The organism is Streptomyces sp. NPDC047108 (genome assembly GCF_040643575.1).
Classification (GTDB): Bacteria; Actinomycetota; Actinomycetes; order Streptomycetales; family Streptomycetaceae; genus Streptomyces.
The window spans coordinates 911,174-930,959 of record NZ_JBEYUP010000001.1; the positions used below are offsets into that span (position 1 = coordinate 911,174).

Annotated in this window: 9 protein-coding genes; 2 read left to right on the forward strand and 7 right to left on the reverse strand. The window is 70.9% G+C overall.

What is annotated here, in order from left to right; translation table 11 throughout:
* Window positions 1–122: 122 nt before the first annotated feature.
* Window positions 123–2,465, forward strand: a complete 2,343-nt coding sequence (locus ABZ822_RS04045; protein WP_360846463.1) for an ATP-dependent DNA helicase — start codon at window positions 123–125, stop codon at window positions 2,463–2,465.
* Between the two features lie 80 nt (window positions 2,466–2,545).
* Here the strand turns inward: ABZ822_RS04045 and glgB are convergent, their stop codons facing one another.
* The 5 genes from glgB to ABZ822_RS04070 all read right to left on the reverse strand — a co-directional run bounded on the left by glgB (window position 2,546) and on the right by ABZ822_RS04070 (window position 12,365).
* Window positions 2,546–4,942 carry a 1,4-alpha-glucan branching enzyme gene (glgB, locus tag ABZ822_RS04050; protein ID WP_360847039.1) on the reverse strand — a complete coding sequence of 799 codons (2,397 nt, stop codon included), beginning with the start codon at window positions 4,940–4,942 and terminating at the stop codon, window positions 2,546–2,548.
* Window positions 4,943–5,191: 249 nt separating this feature from the next.
* Window positions 5,192–6,736, reverse strand: coding sequence for a phosphotransferase (locus tag ABZ822_RS04055; protein WP_360847042.1), 1,545 nt, complete (start codon window positions 6,734–6,736; stop codon window positions 5,192–5,194).
* Between the two features lie 327 nt (window positions 6,737–7,063).
* Window positions 7,064–8,857 (reverse strand): maltose alpha-D-glucosyltransferase, encoded by a 1,794-nt coding sequence (gene treS, locus ABZ822_RS04060; protein WP_360846465.1) that lies wholly within the window; start codon window positions 8,855–8,857, stop codon window positions 7,064–7,066.
* Window positions 8,854–10,842 (reverse strand): alpha-1,4-glucan--maltose-1-phosphate maltosyltransferase, encoded by a 1,989-nt coding sequence (locus ABZ822_RS04065; RefSeq protein ID WP_360846467.1) that lies wholly within the window; start codon window positions 10,840–10,842, stop codon window positions 8,854–8,856. Before ABZ822_RS04065 ends, treS begins: the two co-directional genes overlap by 4 nt.
* A gap of 311 nt (window positions 10,843–11,153) precedes the next feature.
* Window positions 11,154–12,365, reverse strand: coding sequence for a S8 family peptidase (locus tag ABZ822_RS04070; RefSeq protein ID WP_360846469.1), 1,212 nt, complete (start codon window positions 12,363–12,365; stop codon window positions 11,154–11,156).
* A gap of 184 nt (window positions 12,366–12,549) precedes the next feature.
* Here ABZ822_RS04070 and glgP point away from each other — a divergent pair, with 184 nt between their 5' ends.
* On the forward strand, window positions 12,550–15,177 hold the full coding sequence (gene glgP, locus ABZ822_RS04075) for an alpha-glucan family phosphorylase (protein ID WP_360846471.1): 2,628 nt from the start codon (window positions 12,550–12,552) through the stop codon (window positions 15,175–15,177).
* Window positions 15,178–15,355: 178 nt separating this feature from the next.
* Here the strand turns inward: glgP and ABZ822_RS04080 are convergent, their stop codons facing one another.
* Together ABZ822_RS04080 and ABZ822_RS04085 are read right to left on the reverse strand one after the other, a co-directional pair.
* Window positions 15,356–16,918, reverse strand: a complete 1,563-nt coding sequence (locus ABZ822_RS04080; RefSeq protein ID WP_360847044.1) for a M4 family metallopeptidase — start codon at window positions 16,916–16,918, stop codon at window positions 15,356–15,358.
* Between the two features lie 291 nt (window positions 16,919–17,209).
* Complete coding sequence (locus ABZ822_RS04085; RefSeq protein WP_360846473.1) at window positions 17,210–19,492, reverse strand: M4 family metallopeptidase; 2,283 nt, start codon at window positions 19,490–19,492, stop codon at window positions 17,210–17,212.
* Between the last annotated feature and the right edge of the window lie 294 nt (window positions 19,493–19,786).

The window sequence follows — 19,786 nt, forward strand, 5'->3', positions numbered from 1 at the left end:
CCGCCCAAAAGAAATCCCCCGGCGAATTGACAGCCGGGGGATTTCTTTGCGTATATTGAATCTTTCGCGACTTCATGAAGCGGGTCGCGTAAAAATGCTGAGCACAGCATATCCGGGTGGGAGTGGAATTGTCAAACGCAGAATCACCGGACGAGGAATTGCAGGACGAGCAGAAATTCATCGACCACATCTACGAACGGGTCGACGCCCTGCGCAAAGAGGCCGAGGCGTCGGTCGCCGAGGCGATGACGCCCGTGGGCAACGGGCAGCAGGCGCTCGTCGAACGGGACGTCGTGGTCGCCGAACGGTCCGGGCTGCTCGCCGCCCTGAATGCGGTCGACGGTTCTCTCTGCTTCGGGCGTATCGATCTCACCGCGGCTCCCGACGTACCGGCATCCGGCGTCGGCACCGGGTCCGGTGAGCGGGAAAGCGGCGCCGCTCAGGAAAACGAAGGTGCCGCGGAAGGCGCCTCGTACCACATCGGCCGGATCGGGATCCGCGAGGACGACACCGATCGCACCCCGATCCTGATCGACTGGCGCGCCCCGGTCGCGCGCCCCTTCTACCTCGCCACCGGCCATACGCCGATGGGCCTGCGCCGGCGCAGACACATCACCACCCAGGGCCGTACCGTCACCGCCCTGCACGACGAGATCCTCGACCTCACCGACACCACCCGCACCGGGTACGAGGACCCCTCCGGCGACACCGTCCTCCTCGCCGCGCTGAACTCCGCACGCACCGGCCGCATGAGCGACATCGTGCAGACCATCCAGGCCGAGCAGGACCGCATCATCCGCGCCCCGCACCGCGGCGTCCTCGTCGTCGAGGGCGGCCCCGGCACCGGCAAGACCGCGGTGGCACTGCACCGCGCCGCCTTCCTCCTCTACGAACACCGGGAACTGCTCGCCCGGCGGGCCGTCCTGATCGTCGGGCCGAACCCCGCCTTCCTCGGCTACATCGGCGAGGTGCTGCCCTCCCTCGGCGAGACCGGGGTCCTGCTGTCAACGCTCGGCGAGCTGTACCCCGGCGTCCACGCCACGGGCACGGACACCCCGCACGCCGCCGCCGTCAAGGGCCGCGCGGAGATGGCCGACGTCCTCGCGGCCGTCCTCGCCGACCGCCAGGCGCTGCCCGACCCCGTCGTCGCCGTCATCCAGGACCGCGAGGCGCTGCTGCTGGACGCCGACCTCGTCCGGGTCTGCCGCGACCGCGCCCGCGCCACGAAGCTTCCGCACAACCTGGCCCGCGAGCACTTCGAGGGCTTCCTGCTGAACGAGTTGACCGACATGCTCGCCGAGCGCATCGGCACCGACCCCTACGACGGCGCCAACCTCCTCGACCCCAGCGACATCGCGCAGTTGCGGGAGGAGCTGGACGCCAACCCGGACTTCCACGCCGCCGTCGACCAGCTCTGGCCGCTCCTCACCCCGCAGAGCCTGGTCGCCGACTTCCTCGCGGACCCCACCCACCTGCCCGCCGAGGACGCCGACGCCATCCGCCGTCGCCGCGGCCGCTGGACCCCGGCCGACGTCCCGCTCCTGGACGAGGCCGCCGAACTCCTCGGCCAGGACGACCGGGCCGCCCGCGCCGCGGCCGAGCAGGAGCGCAGGGAGCAGATCGCCTACGCCCAGGGCGTGCTGGACGTCGCGTACGCCTCCCGGACGTACGAGTTCGAGGACCGGGAGGACGAGGACTCCGAGGTCCTCGGCGCGCACGACCTCATCGACGCCGAGCGCATGGCCGAGCGCCAGGAGGAGGCCGACCACCGCAGCGCGGCCGAGCGGGCCGCGGCCGACCGGACCTGGGCGTTCGGCCACATCATCGTCGACGAGGCGCAGGAACTCTCCCCGATGGCGTGGCGGTTGCTGATGAGGCGCTGCCCCACCCGCTCGATGACACTCGTCGGCGACCCGGCGCAGACCGCGGAGGAGGCGGGCGCCGGATCGTGGAGCCGGATCCTCGGGCCGTACGTGGACGACCGCTGGGAGCACACCCGGCTGGCGGTCAACTACCGCACACCGTCGGAGGTCATGGACGTCGCGGCGGCCGTGCTGCGCGCCGAGCACCCGGACTTCGCGCCGCCCAGCTCGGTGCGCTCCACCGGTACGCGCCCCTGGTCGCGCGCGACCGAGCCCGCGGGCCTCGGCCGTACCGTCGCCGAGCAGGTCGCGGAAGCCGCGGGTGACGAGGGACGGACCGCCGTGATCGCCCCGCAGGAGCTGCACGCCGAACTGGCCGCGCATCTGCCGGAGGTGACGGCCGGGGACGAGCCCGACCTGACCCGGCCCGTGGTGCTCCTCGCTCCCCGGCAGGCGAAGGGGCTGGAGTTCGACACGGTGATCGTGGTCGAACCGTCCCGCTTCACGACCAGTGATCTGTACGTCGCCCTGACCCGCGCCACGCAGGTCCTGGGCATCGTGCACGCGGAGGAGCTGCCGAAGGCGCTGGAAGCGGCGGTCTGATCCGACCGCCCCGGAAGCGGTCGAGGGGTGGTTCGCGGACGGCACCGTCCGCGAACCCCTCGACCGCTGTGCGCGGGCCGTCAGGCCGGCCGCAGCCAGACCGTCGCCAGCGGCGGCAGCACGGGTGTGATGCTGTTGCGGCGCCCCTGCCACGGCACCGGCTCGGACTTGAGCAGATCGGGGTTGGTGACGTCCCCGCCGCCGTAGCGCGCCGCGTCGGTGTTGAGGATCTCCAGCCAGCCCTGGTGCGGTCCCGGAACGCCGAGGCGGTAGTCGTGCCGGACCACCGGGGAGAAGTTGCTGACGCACAGCACCGGGTTGCCGAACGCGTCGTGCCGGGTGAAGGCGAAGACGTTGTCGTCCGCGGCCCCGCCCTCGACCCAGCTGAAGCCCGAGGGTTCGGTGTCGCGCTCCCACAGGGCGGGCTGGTCCCGGTAGGTCCGGTTCAGGTCCCGCACCAGATCGCGGACGCCGCGGTGGTCGCCGGCCGAGTGGTAGGTGTCGTCCAGCAGCCACCACTCCGGCCCGTGCGCCTCCGACCACTCCGCGCCCTGCGCGAACTCCTGCCCCATGAAGAGGAGTTGCTTGCCCGGGTGCGCCCACATGAAGCCCAGGTACGCCCGGTGGTCGGCGCGCCTCTGCCACCAGTCGCCGGGCATCTTCGTCACCAGCGCCTGCTTGCCGTGCACCACCTCGTCGTGCGAGATGGGCAGGACGTAGTTCTCGCTGTACGCGTACACCATCGAGAACGTCATCTCGTCGTGGTGGTGCTTGCGGTGGACCGGCTCCTTCGCCATGTAGCCGAGGGAGTCGTGCATCCACCCCATGTTCCACTTCAGGCCGAAGCCCAGGCCGCCGACTCCGCCGGGCCCGGCGTGGTGGGTGGCGCGGGTGACGCCGTCCCAGGCCGTGGACTCCTCGGCGATGGTGACGACGCCGGGGCAGCGGCGGTAGACGGTCGCGTTCATCTCCTGGAGGAACCGGACGGCGTCGAGGTTCTCCCGGCCGCCGTGCTCGTTGGGGGACCACTGTCCGCCCTCGCGCGAGTAGTCGAGGTAGAGCATCGAGGCGACGGCGTCGACCCGCAGGCCGTCGATGTGGAACTCCTGGCACCAGTACACGGCGTTGGCGACCAGGAAGTTGCGCACCTCGCGGCGGCCGTAGTCGAACTCGAGCGTGCCCCAGTCGGGATGCTCGGCCCGCAGGGGGTCGGCCGGTTCGTACAGCGGCGTCCCGTCGAACCGGGCCAGCGCCCAGTCGTCCTTCGGGAAGTGCGCGGGCACCCAGTCGACGATGACGCCGATCCCGGCCCGGTGCAGCGCGTCCACCAGGAACTTGAAGTCGTCGGGCGTGCCGAGGCGGGCGGTCGGGGCGTAGTACGAGGTGACCTGGTAGCCCCACGACCCGCCGAAGGGGTGCTCGGCCACCGGCATCAGCTCGACATGGGTGAACCCCAAGTCGTTGAGATAGGCGGGAAGTTGCTCGGCGAGCTGCCGGTACGTCAGCCCGGGCCGCCAGGACGCCAGGTGCACCTCGTAGACCGAGAACGGCGCCTCGTGCACACGGCGGTCGGCGCGGTGGGCCATCCACTCCTCGTCGCCCCACTCATGACGGGACGTGGCGACGACCGAGGCGGTCTCGGGCGGGCACTGGGTGCGCCGGGCCATCGGGTCGGCGCGCAGGGAGTGGGAGCCGTCGACGGCGGCGACGTCGAACTTGTAGAGCGTGCCCTCGCCGACACCCGGCAGGAACAGCTCCCAGATGCCGCACGCCCCCAGCGAGCGCATCGGGAAGCCCGTGCCGTCCCAGAAGTTGAAGTCCCCGGCGACGCGTACGCCGCGGGCGTTCGGCGCCCACACCGTGAACCGGGTTCCCTCGACGCCCTGATGGGTCATCGGATGCGCGCCGAGCGCCCGCCACAGCTCCTCGTGCCGGCCCTCGGCGATGAGGTACAGGTCGAGATCGCCGACGGACGGCAGGAAGTGGTACGGGTCGTCGACCGTGAGCGTGACCTCGTCGTACACCACCTCGAGCCGGTAGTCCGGGATCTCGCTGAGCGGCAGCACCCCCGCGAAGACCCCGCTCTCCTCGTCCATCAACTCCGCGCGCAGCCCGCCGGCGACGACGGTGACGGAGCGGGCGAACGGGCGCAGCGCGCGGAAGACGACGCCACCCGGGGAGGGGTGCGCGCCGAGCAGCGCATGCGGATCGTGATGCTCGCCCGCGAGCAGCCGCGCCCGCTCCCCGGGATCCAGCGGCGGCGCCGGCCGGACCCCCGGGCGGGCGGAGCCGGGGCGTACGGTGCCCCGCCCCCGCGCCCGGCCGGCGGCGGGTCCCGCGGACGCAGGTGACGTGGCGTCAGGGGCCGCGGGACGCACGGGCGCCGGGTCAGCCGCCTCTCCGGACGTCGACGGTTCACCGGGCGGCGCCGGCGTCACCCCCGCCGGGGCCGATCGGGTTTCCCTCACCGGGGGCACGGGAGTTGCGTCGGACGAGCGGTTCTCGGGCGAGGGACGGCGGGTCACGGGGTGAGTCCTCCTCGGACGGGCGGGCGTCGGGTGTCCGCCGTACGGTGGCGGGCCGGCGTCCCGGGGAACGGGATCCGGAGCGGGCTGCACCGGCCCCGGGCCACCCGCCCCGCCAGGGAACGGGCAACCCGGAGCCGGCGGGTCATGCGGAGATCGCCCGGAGGCGCCGGTACGGCAGGGTGCGCGGGCGCCAACGGGTCATGCGGACGGCGGTCGGGGCGAGGCGTCCGGCGCGGTCCGTGCGCCGGTGTCGGACCGGCCGGGCTCGGTGCTTCCGGCGCCCGGTGCCGCGGACCCTCCCCCCGGCCCCGGTCTGCCCTCGGAGGCCGGACGCGCCTTCGGGGCACGGCCCTTGGAGGGAGCCGGCGCACCCGACGCGTGCTGGGGGCGGGCCAGCCGCTCGATGGCGGCCATCGGCACCGGCAGCCAGTCCGGCCGGTGCCGGGCCTCGTACAGCACTTCGTAGACCGCCTTGTCCGTCTCGTAGGCGCGCATCAGCTCCGGTTCCCGGCGCGGGTCGGTGCCGGCCGCCTCCGCGTAACCGTCGCAGTACGCCACCCGGTTGCGCTTCGCCCACTCCAGCGCCCAGGCGGACGAGTCGGGCCCGGGGCGGCAGGCGCGGGCCGCGTAGTCGAAGGACCGCAGCATCCCCGCGATGTCGCGGGCCACGGGCTGGACGCGGCGGCGCTCGGCGATGGGCCGGGCGGGTTCGCCCTCGAAGTCGATCAGGGCCCAGCGGCCGTCGCGCGCGCCGCGCAGCGTCTGGCCCAGATGCAGATCACCGTGTATCCGCTGGGCCGGCCAGGTGCGGCCGCTCCTGCCCAGTTCGGCCAGGTCGTCGAAGGCGGCGCGGAGCGGGTCGCGGTACGGGCGCAGTGCGGGGACGGAGGCGGCCGCCGCCTCCAGACGCGCCGTCATGCCCGCGGCCAGCAGCTCGATCTGCCGCCGGCGCAGGACCGTGGTGGGCAGCACGTCCGCCAGCGCGGTGTGCACCTCCGCGGTGGCCCGGCCGAGCGCGCGCGCCGAGCCGGTGAAGTCGGCGCCGACGGCCAGGGAGTTCAGGGCGAGCTGCCAGCCGTCGGCGGAACCGCGCAGATACGGCTGGAGGATGCCGAGCGTCATCGGTTCGCCCGACGGGCTCTCGAACCACGCGGTGGGGTGCGGCACCCGTTCGCATCCCGCGCGGGCGAGCGCCAGCGGGAGTTCGAGGTCCGGGTTGGTGCCCGCGGCGACCCTGCGGAAGACCTTCAGGATGTACGCATCGCCGTACACCACCGAGGAGTTGGACTGCTCGGCGGTGACAGGCCGCGGGATCAGCCCGGACGGGATGGCCGTGGAGGGAGCACGGGTGAAGCGCAGCGCGCCGAGCGGCCCCGGCACCCGCAGCCGCTCCAGCAGCAGCCCGGCGAGCCGCGGGTCGTAGAGCGCCTCGTAGACCGTACGGCCGTGCAGCGGGCCGCCCGTGGGCCGCCCGATCAGGGTGTGGGCGAGCTGCGGCGGCAGCACCGACCGGATGCCGAGCAGCAGCTGGTAGCAGTCCCCGCCACCGGTCTGCGTCGGCGACGGCGCCGGCTGCTGCGCGGTGACGAGGAGGTGGAGCAGGCCCGGCGACGCACCGCCCGCCCCGCAGGGCAGCAACTCGGTGGCCGAGACCAGGGTGAAGCCGGTGATCGGCGTGCCCTTGCCCGCGAACCACCGCTGACGGGGCAGCCATTCACGCAGCAGCGGTACGAGGGAGGGCATCAGTCCCCGGTCGGATCCCGTACCGGTGCAGGGAGCACGGGACACAGGGGCAGGGGTGGCCGCGCGGGTCGGGTTGGCGCGGGTCGAGCCTTCCGACATGGCGTCGCGTCCTTTCCCCGGGCACACCACAGATGGGCAGAGTGTCCCGGATTGCGGCAAAGCTGTCCGGCGGTGCGGGACGTGTCGGGAGAGGATCGTCCGTACAGGTAGAGCGATTGGACTACTCGCTGTACGCCGCTGCTTCCGCAGCGTGGTGCATGAAGAAGAGAGTGCCCATGGCGGGACGGCGGAAACCGCGGGGGCGCCATCCCGCCATGGCGCGGGACATCAGCGCCCGGTGCCCACGGGCCGCGCGGGATCGGGGGCGGTGAGGACCTCGTCGACGGCCGCCGCCACGGCCGCGCTCGCCGTCCCCGCGGGGGTCGTTCCGGGCGGGCGCAGCCGGAACCAGTAGAAGCCGTGGCCCGCGAGCGTGAGCAGATACGGCAGCTCGCCGATGGCCGGGAAGCGCACACCGCCGATCAGCTCCACCGGGTGGCACCCGTTGAACGTCTGCAGGTCCAGCTCGGTGGGCTGGGCGAACCGCGAGAAGTTGTTCACGCAGAGGACGAGGTCGTCCTTGTACTCGCGCAGGAAGGCGAGCACCGCCGGGTTGCTGGAGGGCAGTTCGGTGTACGAGCCGAGCCCGAACGCCGGGTTCTGCTTGCGGATCTCGATCATCCGGCGCGTCCAGTGCAGCAGCGACGACGGCGACGACATGGACGCCTCGACGTTGGTGACCTGGTAGCCGTAGACCGGGTCCATGATGGTCGGCAGATAGAGCCGCCCCGGATCGCAGGAGGAGAAGCCCGCGTTGCGGTCGGGCGTCCACTGCATCGGGGTGCGCACCGCGTCCCGGTCGCCGAGCCAGATGTTGTCGCCCATGCCGATCTCGTCGCCGTAGTAGAGGATCGGCGAGCCGGGGAGGGAGAGCAGCAGGGCGGTGAACAGCTCGATCTGGTTGCGGTCGTTGTCGAGCAGGGGCGCGAGCCGCCGGCGGATCCCGATGTTGGCGCGCATCCGCGGGTCCTTGGCGTACTCCGCGTACATGTAGTCGCGCTCTTCGTCCGTGACCATCTCGAGCGTCAGCTCGTCGTGGTTGCGAAGGAAGATGCCCCACTGGCAGCCGGACGGGATGGCGGGGGTCTTGGTCAGGATCTCCGAGACCGGGTAGCGCGACTCGCGCCGCACCGCCATGAAGATGCGCGGCATGACGGGGAAGTGGAACGCCATGTGGCACTCGTCGCCGCCCTTGGCGTAGTCCCCGAAGTAGTCGACGACGTCCTCGGGCCACTGGTTGGCCTCGGCGAGCAGCACGGTGTCGGGGTAGTTGGCGTCGATCTCGGCCCGTACGCGCTTGAGCAGGTCGTGCGAGCGCGGCAGGTTCTCGCAGTTGGTGCCCTCCTCGGCGAACAGGTAGGGCACGGCGTCCAGCCGGAAGCCGTCGATGCCGAGGTCGAGCCAGAAGCGCAGCGCGGAGATGATCTCCTCCTGCACGGCCGGGTTCTCGAAGTTGAGGTCCGGCTGGTGGGAGAAGAAGCGGTGCCAGTAGTACTGCTTGCGTACCGGGTCGAAGGTCCAGTTGGACGCCTCGGTGTCGACGAAGATGATGCGCGCGTCCTGGTACTGCTTGTCGTCGTCGGCCCAGACGTAGTAGTCCCCGTACGGGCCGTCGGGGTCGGTGCGCGACTGCTGGAACCACTCGTGCTGGTCGCTGGTGTGGTTCATGACGAAGTCGATGATCACGCGCATCCCGCGCTGGTGCGCGGCGTCGACGAACTCCACGAAGTCCGCGAGGTCGCCGAACTCGGGGAGGACGGCGGTGTAGTCCGAGACGTCGTAGCCGCCGTCGCGCAGGGGGGACTTGAAGAACGGCGGCAGCCAGAGGCAGTCGACCCCCAGCCACTGGAGGTAGTCCATCTTGGCGGTCAGGCCCTTGAGGTCTCCGACGCCGTCGCCGTTGCTGTCCTGGAAGGACCGTACGAGCACTTCGTAGAACACCGCGCGCTTGAACCAGTCGGGATCGCGGTCCTTGGTCGGGGTGTCTTCGAAGGTGTCCTGGACGGGCTCGTTGACGATCATGTGGTGGGTGACCCTCCGATCGGTGAGGACGGTCGCAGGGTGCACACGTGCGCCGGCGCGGTGCCCGGCGTGAGGCGCACGTAGTTGTCCCTGCCCCAGTGATAGGTCTCGCCGGTGAGCTCGTCGCGCACCGGGACGGACTCGTGCCGGTCCAGGCCGAGTTCCGGCATGTCCAACGAGACCGTCGCCTCCTGGGTGTGGTGGGGGTCGAGGTTGACCACGGTGAGGACGCAATCGCTCCCGGAACGCTTGGAGTAGACGATCACCGCGTCGTTGTCGGCCCGGTGGAAGTGCAGGCTCCGCAGTTGCTGCAGGGCCGGATGGCGCCGCCGGATCCGGTTGAGCGTGGTGATGAGCGGCGCGATGGTGCGGTTCTCGCGTTCGGCCGCCTCCCAGTCACGCGGGCGCAGCTCGTACTTCTCGGAGCTGAGGTACTCCTCGCTTCCGCTGCGCGCCGGGGTGTTCTCGCACAGCTCGTAGCCGGCGTAGACGCCCCAGGTGGGGGAGAGGGTGGCGGCGAGGACGGCGCGGACCTCGAAGGCGGGGCGGCCGCCGTCCTGGAGGTAGGCGTGCAGGATGTCGGGGGTGTTCACGAAGAAGTTCGGCCGCATGTACGAGGCGGCTTCCCCCGACAGCTCGGTGAGGTAGTCGGTCAGCTCCTGCTTGCCGTTGCGCCAGGTGAAGTAGGTGTACGACTGCTGGAAGCCGATCGCGGCGAGCGTGTGCATCATCGCGGGCCGTGTGAACGCCTCGGCCAGGAAGATGACGTCGGGATCGGTCCGGCCCACGTCTCCGATGACCTTCTCCCAGAAGGCGACGGGCTTGGTGTGCGGGTTGTCGACGCGGAAGATCCGCACCCCGTGGTCCATCCAGAAGCGCAGCACCCGCAGCGTCTCCCGCACGAGGCCGCGCAGATCGGCGTCGAACGCGATCGGGTAGATGTCCTGGTACTTCTTGGGCGGGTTCTCGGCGTACGCGATGGTGCCGTCGGCGCGGTGGTGGAACCACTCGGGGTGCTTCTCCACCCACGGGTGGTCCGGCGAGCACTGCAGCGCGAAGTCGAGCGCGATCTCCATCCGGAGGTCGCGGGCCTTCTCCACGAAGCGGTCGAAGTCCTCGATCGTGCCGAGGGCTGGGTGGATCGCGTCGTGTCCGCCGTCGGGGGAGCCGATCGCCCAGGGCGAGCCCACGTCGTAGGGGCCGGCGGACAGGGAGTTGTCCGGGCCCTTGCGGTGGGCGGTGCCGATCGGGTGGATCGGCGGGAGGTAGAGGACGTCGAAGCCCATCGCGGCGATGGCGGGCAGCCGTTCGCCGGCGGTGCGGAACGTGCCGCTGACCGGCGGGCGGCCGTCCTTGACGAGCGCCCCCTCCGAGCGGGGGAAGAACTCGTACCACGACCCGTAGAGCGCGCGGCGGCGTTCGACCTGGAGGGGGAGGGGGCGGGAGGAGCTGACGAGCTCGCGCAGCGGGTGGCGCGCGAGCGTCGCGGTGACCTCCGGGGTGAGGGCCGCGGCCAGCCGGGCGGCGGGGGGCCGGAGTTCGTCGCGCAGCGCGTCGGCCGCCTGCAGGACGCACTCGCGGCCCTCGCTCTTGGGGACTCCGGCGGCGGCCTGTTCGTGCAGTTCCGCGCCCTCAGCCAGGACCAGCTCGGTGTCGATCCCCGCCGGGATCTTGATCCCGGCGTGGTGCCGCCAGGTGGCGACCGGGTCGCCCCACGCCTCGACCGTGTAGGTCCAGCGGCCCTCGGCGTCGGGCGTGACCTCGGCACCCCAGCGGTCGGTGCCGGGCGCCAGTTCGCGCATCGGGGTCCACGGCCCGGCGCGCCCGCCCGGATCGCGCAGCACCACATTGGCCGCGACCGCGTCGTGGCCCTCGCGGAACACGGTGGCGGAGACGAGGAAGCTCTCACCGACCACCGCCTTCGCCGGGCGCCGCCCGCAGTCGACGAGCGGGTGGATGTCGAGTACGGGAATGCGTCCGATCACGGGATCACCTGGAAGCGTCGCTGTTTCAGCCTGTTTACTGGCTTTTGTACTTTCTATCGGCTTCGTGGAAGTGGGACGGGCTGCGGGCATGGACGCTCCTGTCCGCGTTCACTCAGGTGGGCGACTGTGTCCTGCGCGGTGTGTGCGGTGCGTGCTCGTTCCGTTACCGGATGAGCCTGCCCCGGGGGAGTGCGCCCCCAACCCGCCCGAGTGGTGGCTACTGCCGCGTAAGGACAAAAACGCGCAACGGCCCCGCGGCGGATGCCGCGGGGCCGTTCGGTCACCGGCACCGGTGGGCCGGTGCCGGTGGGTCAGTTCTTCACTTGCAGGAGGCGGTTCGGCGAGCCGAGTCCCGCACCGCCGACCTTGCCCGGCGCGGCCCGGTCCACCAGCGCCTTGGCCACGCCCGCCGGGCTCGCGGACGGGTGGTCGCCCAGATACACCGCCGCGGCACCCGCGGCGTGGGGTGCGGCCATGGATGTGCCGGAGATCTTCTCCGAGCCGGAGTTCGAGGTGTTCCAGGCCGACGTGATGTCGACCCCCGGCGCGAACAGGTCCACCGTTCCTCCCCAGTTGGAGAAGGAGGCCTTCCTGTCCGTCCGGTCCGTCGCACCGACGGTGATCGCCTCGCTCACCCGGGCCGGGGAGAACAGGTCGGCAGGGAGGTTGTCGTTGCCCGCGGCGACGGTGAACGTCACCCCGGCGGCGATCGCGTTGCGGACGGCCGCGTCGAGCTGGGAGTTGAACAGCCCGCCCAGACTCATGTTGGCCACGGCGGGTTTGCGCGCATGCGACGCGACCCAGTCGATGCCCGCGATCACCTGGGCGGTTGATCCCGAACCGTCGCTGTCGAGCACCCGTACGCCGACCACGCGGGCCTTCTTCGCGACGCCGTACGAGCCGCCGGCGATCGTCCCGGCCACATGCGTGCCGTGACCGTTCCCGTCGTTCGCGACCGCGTCGTCGTCCACGAAGTCCCAGCCGCTGGAGGCGCGGCCGCCGAAGTCCTGGTGCGCGGTCCGTATGCCGGTGTCGATGACGTACGCCGTCACGCCGGATCCGCCGCCGCCCGGCCACGTGTAGGACGCGTCGAGCGGGAGGTTGGCCTGATCGATGCGGTCGAGGCCCCAGGACGGCGGATTCTCCTGCGTCCCGGCGAGCGAGACCTCGGTGTCCTGGACGACGGAGGCGACGCCGGGGTCGGCCGCCAGGCGTCTGGCCTGCGCGGCGGGGAGCCGCACCGCGTAGCCGTTGAGGGCCGCGCCGTACGTATGACGTATCGACGCGCCGTACTTGCGGGCGAGGTCCTTGCCGGCGTCCGAGCCGGCCGCCATGCCTCCCGACCCCGACTTGAGCGTGACGATGTAGCTGCTGCTGATGGCGCCGGGCGAACCGGCGCCGACTATCCGGCCCTCGGAGGGGGCGGCCCGCGCGGGCAGTGTGGCGGCGGAGAGGACGGCCACGGTCGTCACCGCGATCACGGCCGCGGACAGACGTACCTGCTGACGTCGGGTCAATTCCATGGGATCCCCTTCCTCGGAACCTCGCTCAACCCGTTGTTCACAGTTTCGTCATGCGTCTCTCTCGACAAACCGACTTGTACGCGTCTCAACAAACTCCCCACGTGGATGCACCGATCGGGCGCATGGAAGCACGACGGGGGTTGTGCGGTGGTTGCTCCCGGTTCTGCCCGGCTACCGTCGGAGCGTGAAGGCCATTCGTCGATTCAGCGTGCGTCCCGTCCTTCCGGAACCCCTACGACCGCTTCATGAACTGGCGCGCAATCTGCGCTGGTCCTGGCACCCCGAGACCCGTGAGCTGTTCCAGGCCGTCGACCCGGAGGGCTGGGAGTCCGCCGGGGAGGACCCCGTACGGCTGCTCGGCTCCGTGTCCGCCTCGCGTCTCGCCGTCCTTGCCGGGGACCGCAGGTTCCTGCGGCGCCTGGCGACCGTCGCCGACGACCTCGACGACTACCTCGGAAATCCCCGCTGGTACCAGGCCGCGGACCCCGACCTGCCCACCTCCGTCGCCTACTTCTCGCCCGAGTTCGGCATCACCGCGGCCCTCCCGCAGTACTCCGGCGGCCTCGGCATCCTCGCGGGCGACCACCTCAAGGCCGCGAGCGACCTCGGCGTCCCGCTGATCGGCGTCGGTCTGCTCTACCGGCACGGCTACTTCCGGCAGTCCCTCTCGCGGGACGGCTGGCAGCAGGAGCAGTACCCCGTCCTCGACCCCAACGAGCTGCCGCTGTCCCTGCTCCGCGAACCCGACGGCCGGCCCGCCGAGATCACGCTCGCCCTGCCCGGCGGCCGCTCCCTCGGCGCGTACGTCTGGGAGGCCCGGGTCGGGCGCGTACCGCTGCTGCTCCTCGACTCGGACGTGGAGGAGAACGACCCGCGCGCCCGCGACGTCACCGACCGGCTCTACGGCGGCGGCAGCGAACACCGGCTCCAGCAGGAGATACTGCTCGGCATCGGCGGCGTCCGCGCGGTCCGCGCCTACTGCCGGATCACCGGCCACCGTGCACCCGAGGTCTTCCACACCAACGAGGGCCACGCCGGGTTCCTCGGCCTGGAGCGGATCCGTGAGCTCGGCGTGGACGGGCTGGACTTCGACGCGGCACTCGAAGCCGTCCGCGCGGGCACGGTGTTCACCACCCACACCCCCGTCCCCGCGGGCATCGACCGCTTCGAGAAGGATCTCGTCGCGCGCCACTTCGGCGAGGGCGGCGAACTGCCCGGTGTCGACCCCGCCCGCATCCTCGAACTCGGTCTGGAGACCTACGAGGGCGGCGAGCCCGGGCTGTTCAACATGGCCGCGATGGGACTGCGCCTCGCCCAGCGCGCCAACGGCGTGAGCACCTTGCACGGCAGGGTCAGCCGGGAGATGTTCGCCGCGCTCTGGCCGGGGTTCGATCCCGAGGAGGTGCCCATCACCTCCGTGACCAACGGCGTGCACGCCCCCACCTGGGTCGCGCCCGAGGTCCTGCGGCTCGGAGCCCGCCAGGTCGGAGCGGTCCGGGCCGAGGACGTGCTCGCCGACGGCGGCGCCCCGCGCTGGGACGCCGTGGCCGCCGTCCCGTCCGAGCAGATCTGGGAGTTGCGCAGGTCGCTGCGCGAGCGCCTGGTCGAGGAGGTGCGGACCCGGCTGTACGCGTCGTGGCGGCAGCGCGGTGCCGGTACCGCCGAACTCGGCTGGATCGACGGCGTCCTCGACCCCGACGTGCTCACCATCGGCTTCGCCCGCCGCGTCCCCTCGTACAAGCGGCTCACCCTCATGCTCCGCGACCGCGACCGGCTGGCCCGGCTGCTGCTCGACCCCGAGCGGCCGGTGCAGATCGTCGTCGCGGGCAAGGCGCATCCGGCGGACGACGGCGGCAAGCGGCTCGTCCAGGAGCTGGTGCGGTTCACCGACGACCCGGAGGTGCGGCACCGCATCGTCTTCCTCCCCGACTACGGCATGGGGATGGCGCAGAAGCTCTACCCCGGGTGCGACGTGTGGCTCAACAATCCGCTGCGCCCGCTGGAGGCGTGCGGCACATCGGGCATGAAGGCGGCCCTCAACGGAGGACTCAACCTCTCCGTACTGGACGGCTGGTGGGACGAATGGTGCGAGCCGGACTTCGGCTGGGCCATTCCCACCGCCGACGGCGCGGCCACCAGCGAGGAGCGCCGTGACGATCTGGAGGCCGCCGCCCTCTACAAGCTGCTGGAGGAACGGATCGCCCCCCGCTTCTACGACCGCGGGCCCGGCGGACTGCCCGACCGCTGGGTCGAGATGGTCCGGCAGACCCTGGTCCGACTCGGGCCCAAGGTCCTGGCGGGGCGCATGGTCAGGGAGTACGTGGAGCGGCTCTACGCCCCGGCCGCCCGCGCCCACCGCGCCCTCGACGCTCCGGCGGCGCACGAACTGGCCGAGTGGAAGCGTCGGGTGCGCGCCGCATGGCCGGGCGTGCGCGTCGACCATGTGGAGACGGGAACCGCCGCGGTGGTCGGCGGCAGCGCCGAGCTGGGAGCCACGCTCTCGCTACGGGTCCGGGTCGCCCTGGCCTCCCTGAGCCCCGACGACGTCGAGGTGCAGCTCGTCGCGGGGCGGGTGGACGCGGAGGACCGGATCACGGACGGGACGGTGGTCCCGCTCAAACCGGCCGGGGGCGCGGACGCGGAGGGCCGCCTGCTGTACGAGGGGCCGCTGGCGCTCGACCGTACGGGACCCTTCGGCTACACCGTACGGATCCTGCCGGCGCACCGGCTGCTGTCGGGCGGCGCCGAGACGGGGCTGATCGCCGTGCCCTCACCGGGTGCGGGCGAGGAGGCGGGTGTGCTGATGCGCTGACCCACGGACCGCGCCCATGAGCGGTGTTCGTGCCCGGACAGCACGCCGGCCTTCTCCCCGCGATCGGGAGAAGGCCGGCGTGGTCACACAGCACACAGCACACAGCCGTTCCAGGTGAGGGTGATGCCCGGGAGCGAGGAAGGGCGCCCCCGGGCATCGCCCGGCTGGGATACGGCGCTTACTTCACGTTGACGCCGGTCCAGGCAGCCTCGACACCCTTGGTCTCGGCGCTGTCCTTGCCGTAAAGGTCGTTCGCGGCCTTCACGGTGGCCTCACGAGCACCCTTGTAGTCGGTGTTCGTGGTCATGTAGGTGGTCAGGGCCTTGAACCAGATCTGCTCGGCCTTGTCACGGCCGATGCCCTTGACCTCCTTGCCGTCGGCGGTCGGCGAGTCGTACTTCACACCGTTGATCTCCTTCTTTCCGCTGCCCTCGGACAGCAGGTAGAAGAAGTGGTTGCCGACACCGGACGAGTAGTGGACATCCTCGTTGCCGATGCCCTCTTCCCAGTTGTCCTTGGACGCGCCGTCCTTGCTCGGCTTGTCCATGTAGCGCAGCGGGGTGCCGTCGCCGTTGATGTCGATCTCTTCGCCGACCATGTAGTCGCCCACGTCCTCCTTGTTCTCCGCGCCGAACTCCACGGCCGCGGCGAAGATGTCGGAGGTGGCCTCGTTGAGGCCGCCGGACTCGTCGCTGTACTCGAGGCCGGCCGTGTTGGAGGTGACGCCGTGCGTCATCTCGTGCGCGGCCACGTCGATCGACGTCAGCGGGTTCTTGTCGCCCTCACCGTCGCCGTAGGTCATGCAGAAGCAGGCGTCGTCCCAGAAGGCGTTGACGAACGCCTTGCCGTAGTGGACACGGCTGCTGGCGCCCTTGCCGTCACCCTTGATGCCGTCCCGCTTGTGGACCTTCTTGTAGTAGTCCCAGGTCAGCTGAGCGCCGTAGTGGGCGTCGACGGCGGCGGACTGCGGGTCGTCCGGCTTGCCGTTGCCCCACTTGTCGTCGTCGTCGGTGAAGAGCTTGCCCTCGCCCTCCTCCTTGCCGCCCATGTCGCTGGTGGTGTGGCCACCTCGCTCGCCGTCCTTGAGGGCGAAGCCCGAGCCTTCCTTGGTGGTGCTCAGCTCGACCTTGCCGGTGTGCTGGCCCTCACCGGAACCGGTGTGGATGGCCTGGAACTCGTGCAGCTTCTTGCCGGTGTTGGCGTCGCTGATGACGTGCAGCTTGCTCGGCGTGCCGTCCTTCTGGACACCGCCGGTGACGGTCTCCCAGGCGAGGACGGGCTTGCCGTCGGCGGCCCAGATCACCTTGCGGGGCTCGGCGCCACCCTTCGCCTTGGCGCCCTCCTCCGACTTGGCGAAGGAGACCGCGCTCTTCTCGGCGGCGGCCGGGCTGACCTTGGCCTTGGTGGAGGCCACGGTGATCTCAGCCTTGGTGGCCTTGGTCACACCCTTGTCGGCGCCGCCCTTGGCCTTGTGGACGATCAGGTCGCCACCGAGGACGGGCATGCCGTCGTAGGTGCGCTCGTAGCGGGTGTGGACCGTGCCGTCCTCGTCCTTGACGACGTCGCGGACCACGAGCTTCTCCTTGGCGCCCAGCGCCAGGGACTTGGCGGTGGCGCCGGCGTCGGCCTCGGCGGCCTTCAGCATCTCGACGCGCTGCGAGCCGGAGAGCAGCGTGGGGGCCGCACTCTTGTCGCCCGCGGGAGCCGCGCCGGCGCCACCGGCGACACCGGCCGCGAGCATCGCGCCGGAGGCGACGACGGCGGCGGCGATGGCCAGCTTCGAACGACGGGCTATGTGGGGGGTTGCTGAACTCACACGAACTCCTATGTGGTGGGGGGTTAGGAGGTGCTTGTTGGAGCTTGACTCGGAAGCCTGCCACTCCTTGCACGAACATGTCAGGATGCGTGCACGATGTTGGCCGATTTTCGTTCGATGCGCAATGCTCAATGTTCGGATTACGAACGAGAGGCGCCCCGGACCAAGAGGCCCGGGGCGCCGCCGCGTTCAGCTGGAGCCGGCTTCGACGCGAGGTCAGAAGGTCAGCTTCCAGCCGTTGATGCGGCCCGTGTCGATGCTGTAGACGTCCTGGACACGGAGCTTCCAGGTGCCGCCCGCAGCCTCGGACGAGGCGTTGACCGTGTACGTGGCCTTGACGTTGTCGGCCGAGTCGAAGGCGCTCGAGTTCTTCAGCCGGTAGGCGGTCCCGTCCGGAGCGACCAGGTCGATCACCAGGTCACCTCGGTAGGTGTGGATGATGTCCACGTCCACCTTGAGGCTGCTCGGAGCGTTTCCGCTTCGGCTGACATTGATCGGTGACGTGACCGCCGCACCTGCGTCCGGGATGGCCACGTCATCGGTGTTCTCGAAGACGCTTCCGCCGCCCGTCGGGTTCACTGTCCATGTGAAAGAAGTTGTGGCGGTTTTGTTCGCAGAGTCCTTGACCGTCACCGTCACGTTGCTGGAACCGGCCGTTGTGGGCGTGCCGGAGATCAGTCCGGTCGAGGAGTTGATCGAGAGCCCGGCGGGCAGACCGGTCGCCGAGTAGCTCAGCGCACCGGCGTTGGTGCTGGTCGCCGTGATCTGCAGGCTGGCGGGCTGCCCGACCGTGCTGGTCTGGTTGCCCGGAGCGGTGACGGTGACACCGTCGTTGATGCGCGTACCCACGTTCACCGCGGCCCAGGCATTGGCCACCGCGTTGTACGAGGCGCTGCCCTGGCCGAAGAGGTCGGCCGCGGCCTGGAGCGTGGCCGTACGGGCGCCCGCGTAGTTGGTGTTGGAGCTCATGCGCTCGGTCAGCGCCTTGAACCACACCTTCTCGGCGTTGGCCCGGCCGATGCCGGAGACCGGCTGGTTGTCGTAGGTCGGTGAGTTGTAGGTCACACCGTTGATGACCTTCTCACCGCTGCCCTCGGACAGCAGGTAGAAGAAGTGGTTGGCCACACCGGACGAGTAGTGGACGTCCACGTTCCCGATACCGGAGTACCAGTTGTCCTTGGACGCGCCGTCCTTGCTCGGTTTGTCCATGTAGCGCAGCGGGGTGCCGTCGCCGTTGATGTCGATCTTCTCGCCGACGAGGTAGTCGCCCGCGTCCTTGGAGTTGTTGGCGTAGAACTCCGTGGTGGCGGCGAAGATGTCCGACGTCGCCTCGTTCAGGCCGCCGGACTCGCCGGCGTAGACGAGCTTGGCGGTCGCGGCCGTCACACCGTGCGTCATCTCGTGGGCGGCGACGTCGATGGAGGTGAGCGGCTTGGCGTTGCCCGAGCCGTCGCCGTACGTCATGCAGAAGCAGGAGTCCTGCCAGAACGCGTTGACGTAGTTGTTGCCGTAGTGGACGCGGGAGTACGCGCCCACGCCGTCGCCGCGGATACCGCTGCGGCCGTGCACGTTCTTGTAGTAGTCCCACGTCAGCGCGGCGCCGTAGTGGGCGTCGACACCGGCGGTGGCGGCATCGCTGTTGCTGCCGTTGCCCCACACGTCGTCGGCGTCCGTGAAGAGCGTGCCCGTGCCGGAGCTGCCGTGGTTGAGGTTGTACGTCTTGTGGCTGCCGCGCGCGGTGTCGGTCATCGAGTAGCTGCCGCCCGACTGCGCGGTGCCGATGGTGACGTCACCGCTGTACTGGCTCTTGCCGGTGCCCTCCATCACGCCCTGGTATTCGTGGAGGGTCTTGCCGGTCCGCGCGTCACTGATGACGTGCAGCTCGTTCGGCGTGCCGTCGTGCTGCAGACCGCCGACCACGGTCTCCCAGGCGAGGACGGGCTTGCCGTCGGCCACCCAGACCACCTTGCGCGGCGCCCGGTCGGCCTCGGTGCGCTTCGAGCCGTCGGCCTTCGCGGCGCCCAGGGCCTTGGCCTCGGCGGAGCCCGCGCTGACCCGCGGCTTCAGCGACGAGACGGCGACCCGGGACTTCACGGCCTTGGTCACGCCTTGGACCGCACCGGACTTCGTCTCGTGGACGATCAAGTCGCCACCGAGAACGGGCAGTCCGGCGTAGGTGCGCTCATAACGGGTGTGGACGGTGCCGTCGGCGTTCTTGAGGACGTCGCGGACGACGAGCTTCTCCTTGGCGCCGAGCCCCAGGGACTTGGCGGTGTCGGCCTTGGTGGCGTTGGCCTCGCGGATGAGCTCGGCGCGCTGGGCGGGCGAGAGCTTGGCGGGCAGCGCGCCCGGGTCGGGCTTCGCTGCGATCGTGCCGCCGGGTGCCTTCGTCTCGGGCCCGGCGCTCGCGGTGCCGGCCTGGATGCCGACGGCGAGCATGGCGGTGACGGCGACCACGGCGCTCGTGGCGACGGCACGCTTGCGGGGGGTGCGTCTCACGCGGACTCCTTCTGCTGTGGCCGCGCCGGATCGGGCGTCGGCCCAGGGGGACCGGACGGCATGGGTTGTGCCGCCGGGGCAGAACAAGCAGTGCGCAGAACAGGTGGAACCTGGCAGAACAGGCAGTACCTGTGGGGGGAGACGTACGGCCGTGCAGGCTCGGCCGGCGCAGTCGTGGCACCTGTGGGGGGTGCTGTGACGCCGGTCGAGGGAAGAGTCCCACCCGACCCACCCCGATGTCAGGAGCGCGTCAACAAGTTGGCCGGAAAACGTCCGTCTGGTAGTGATCGGTGC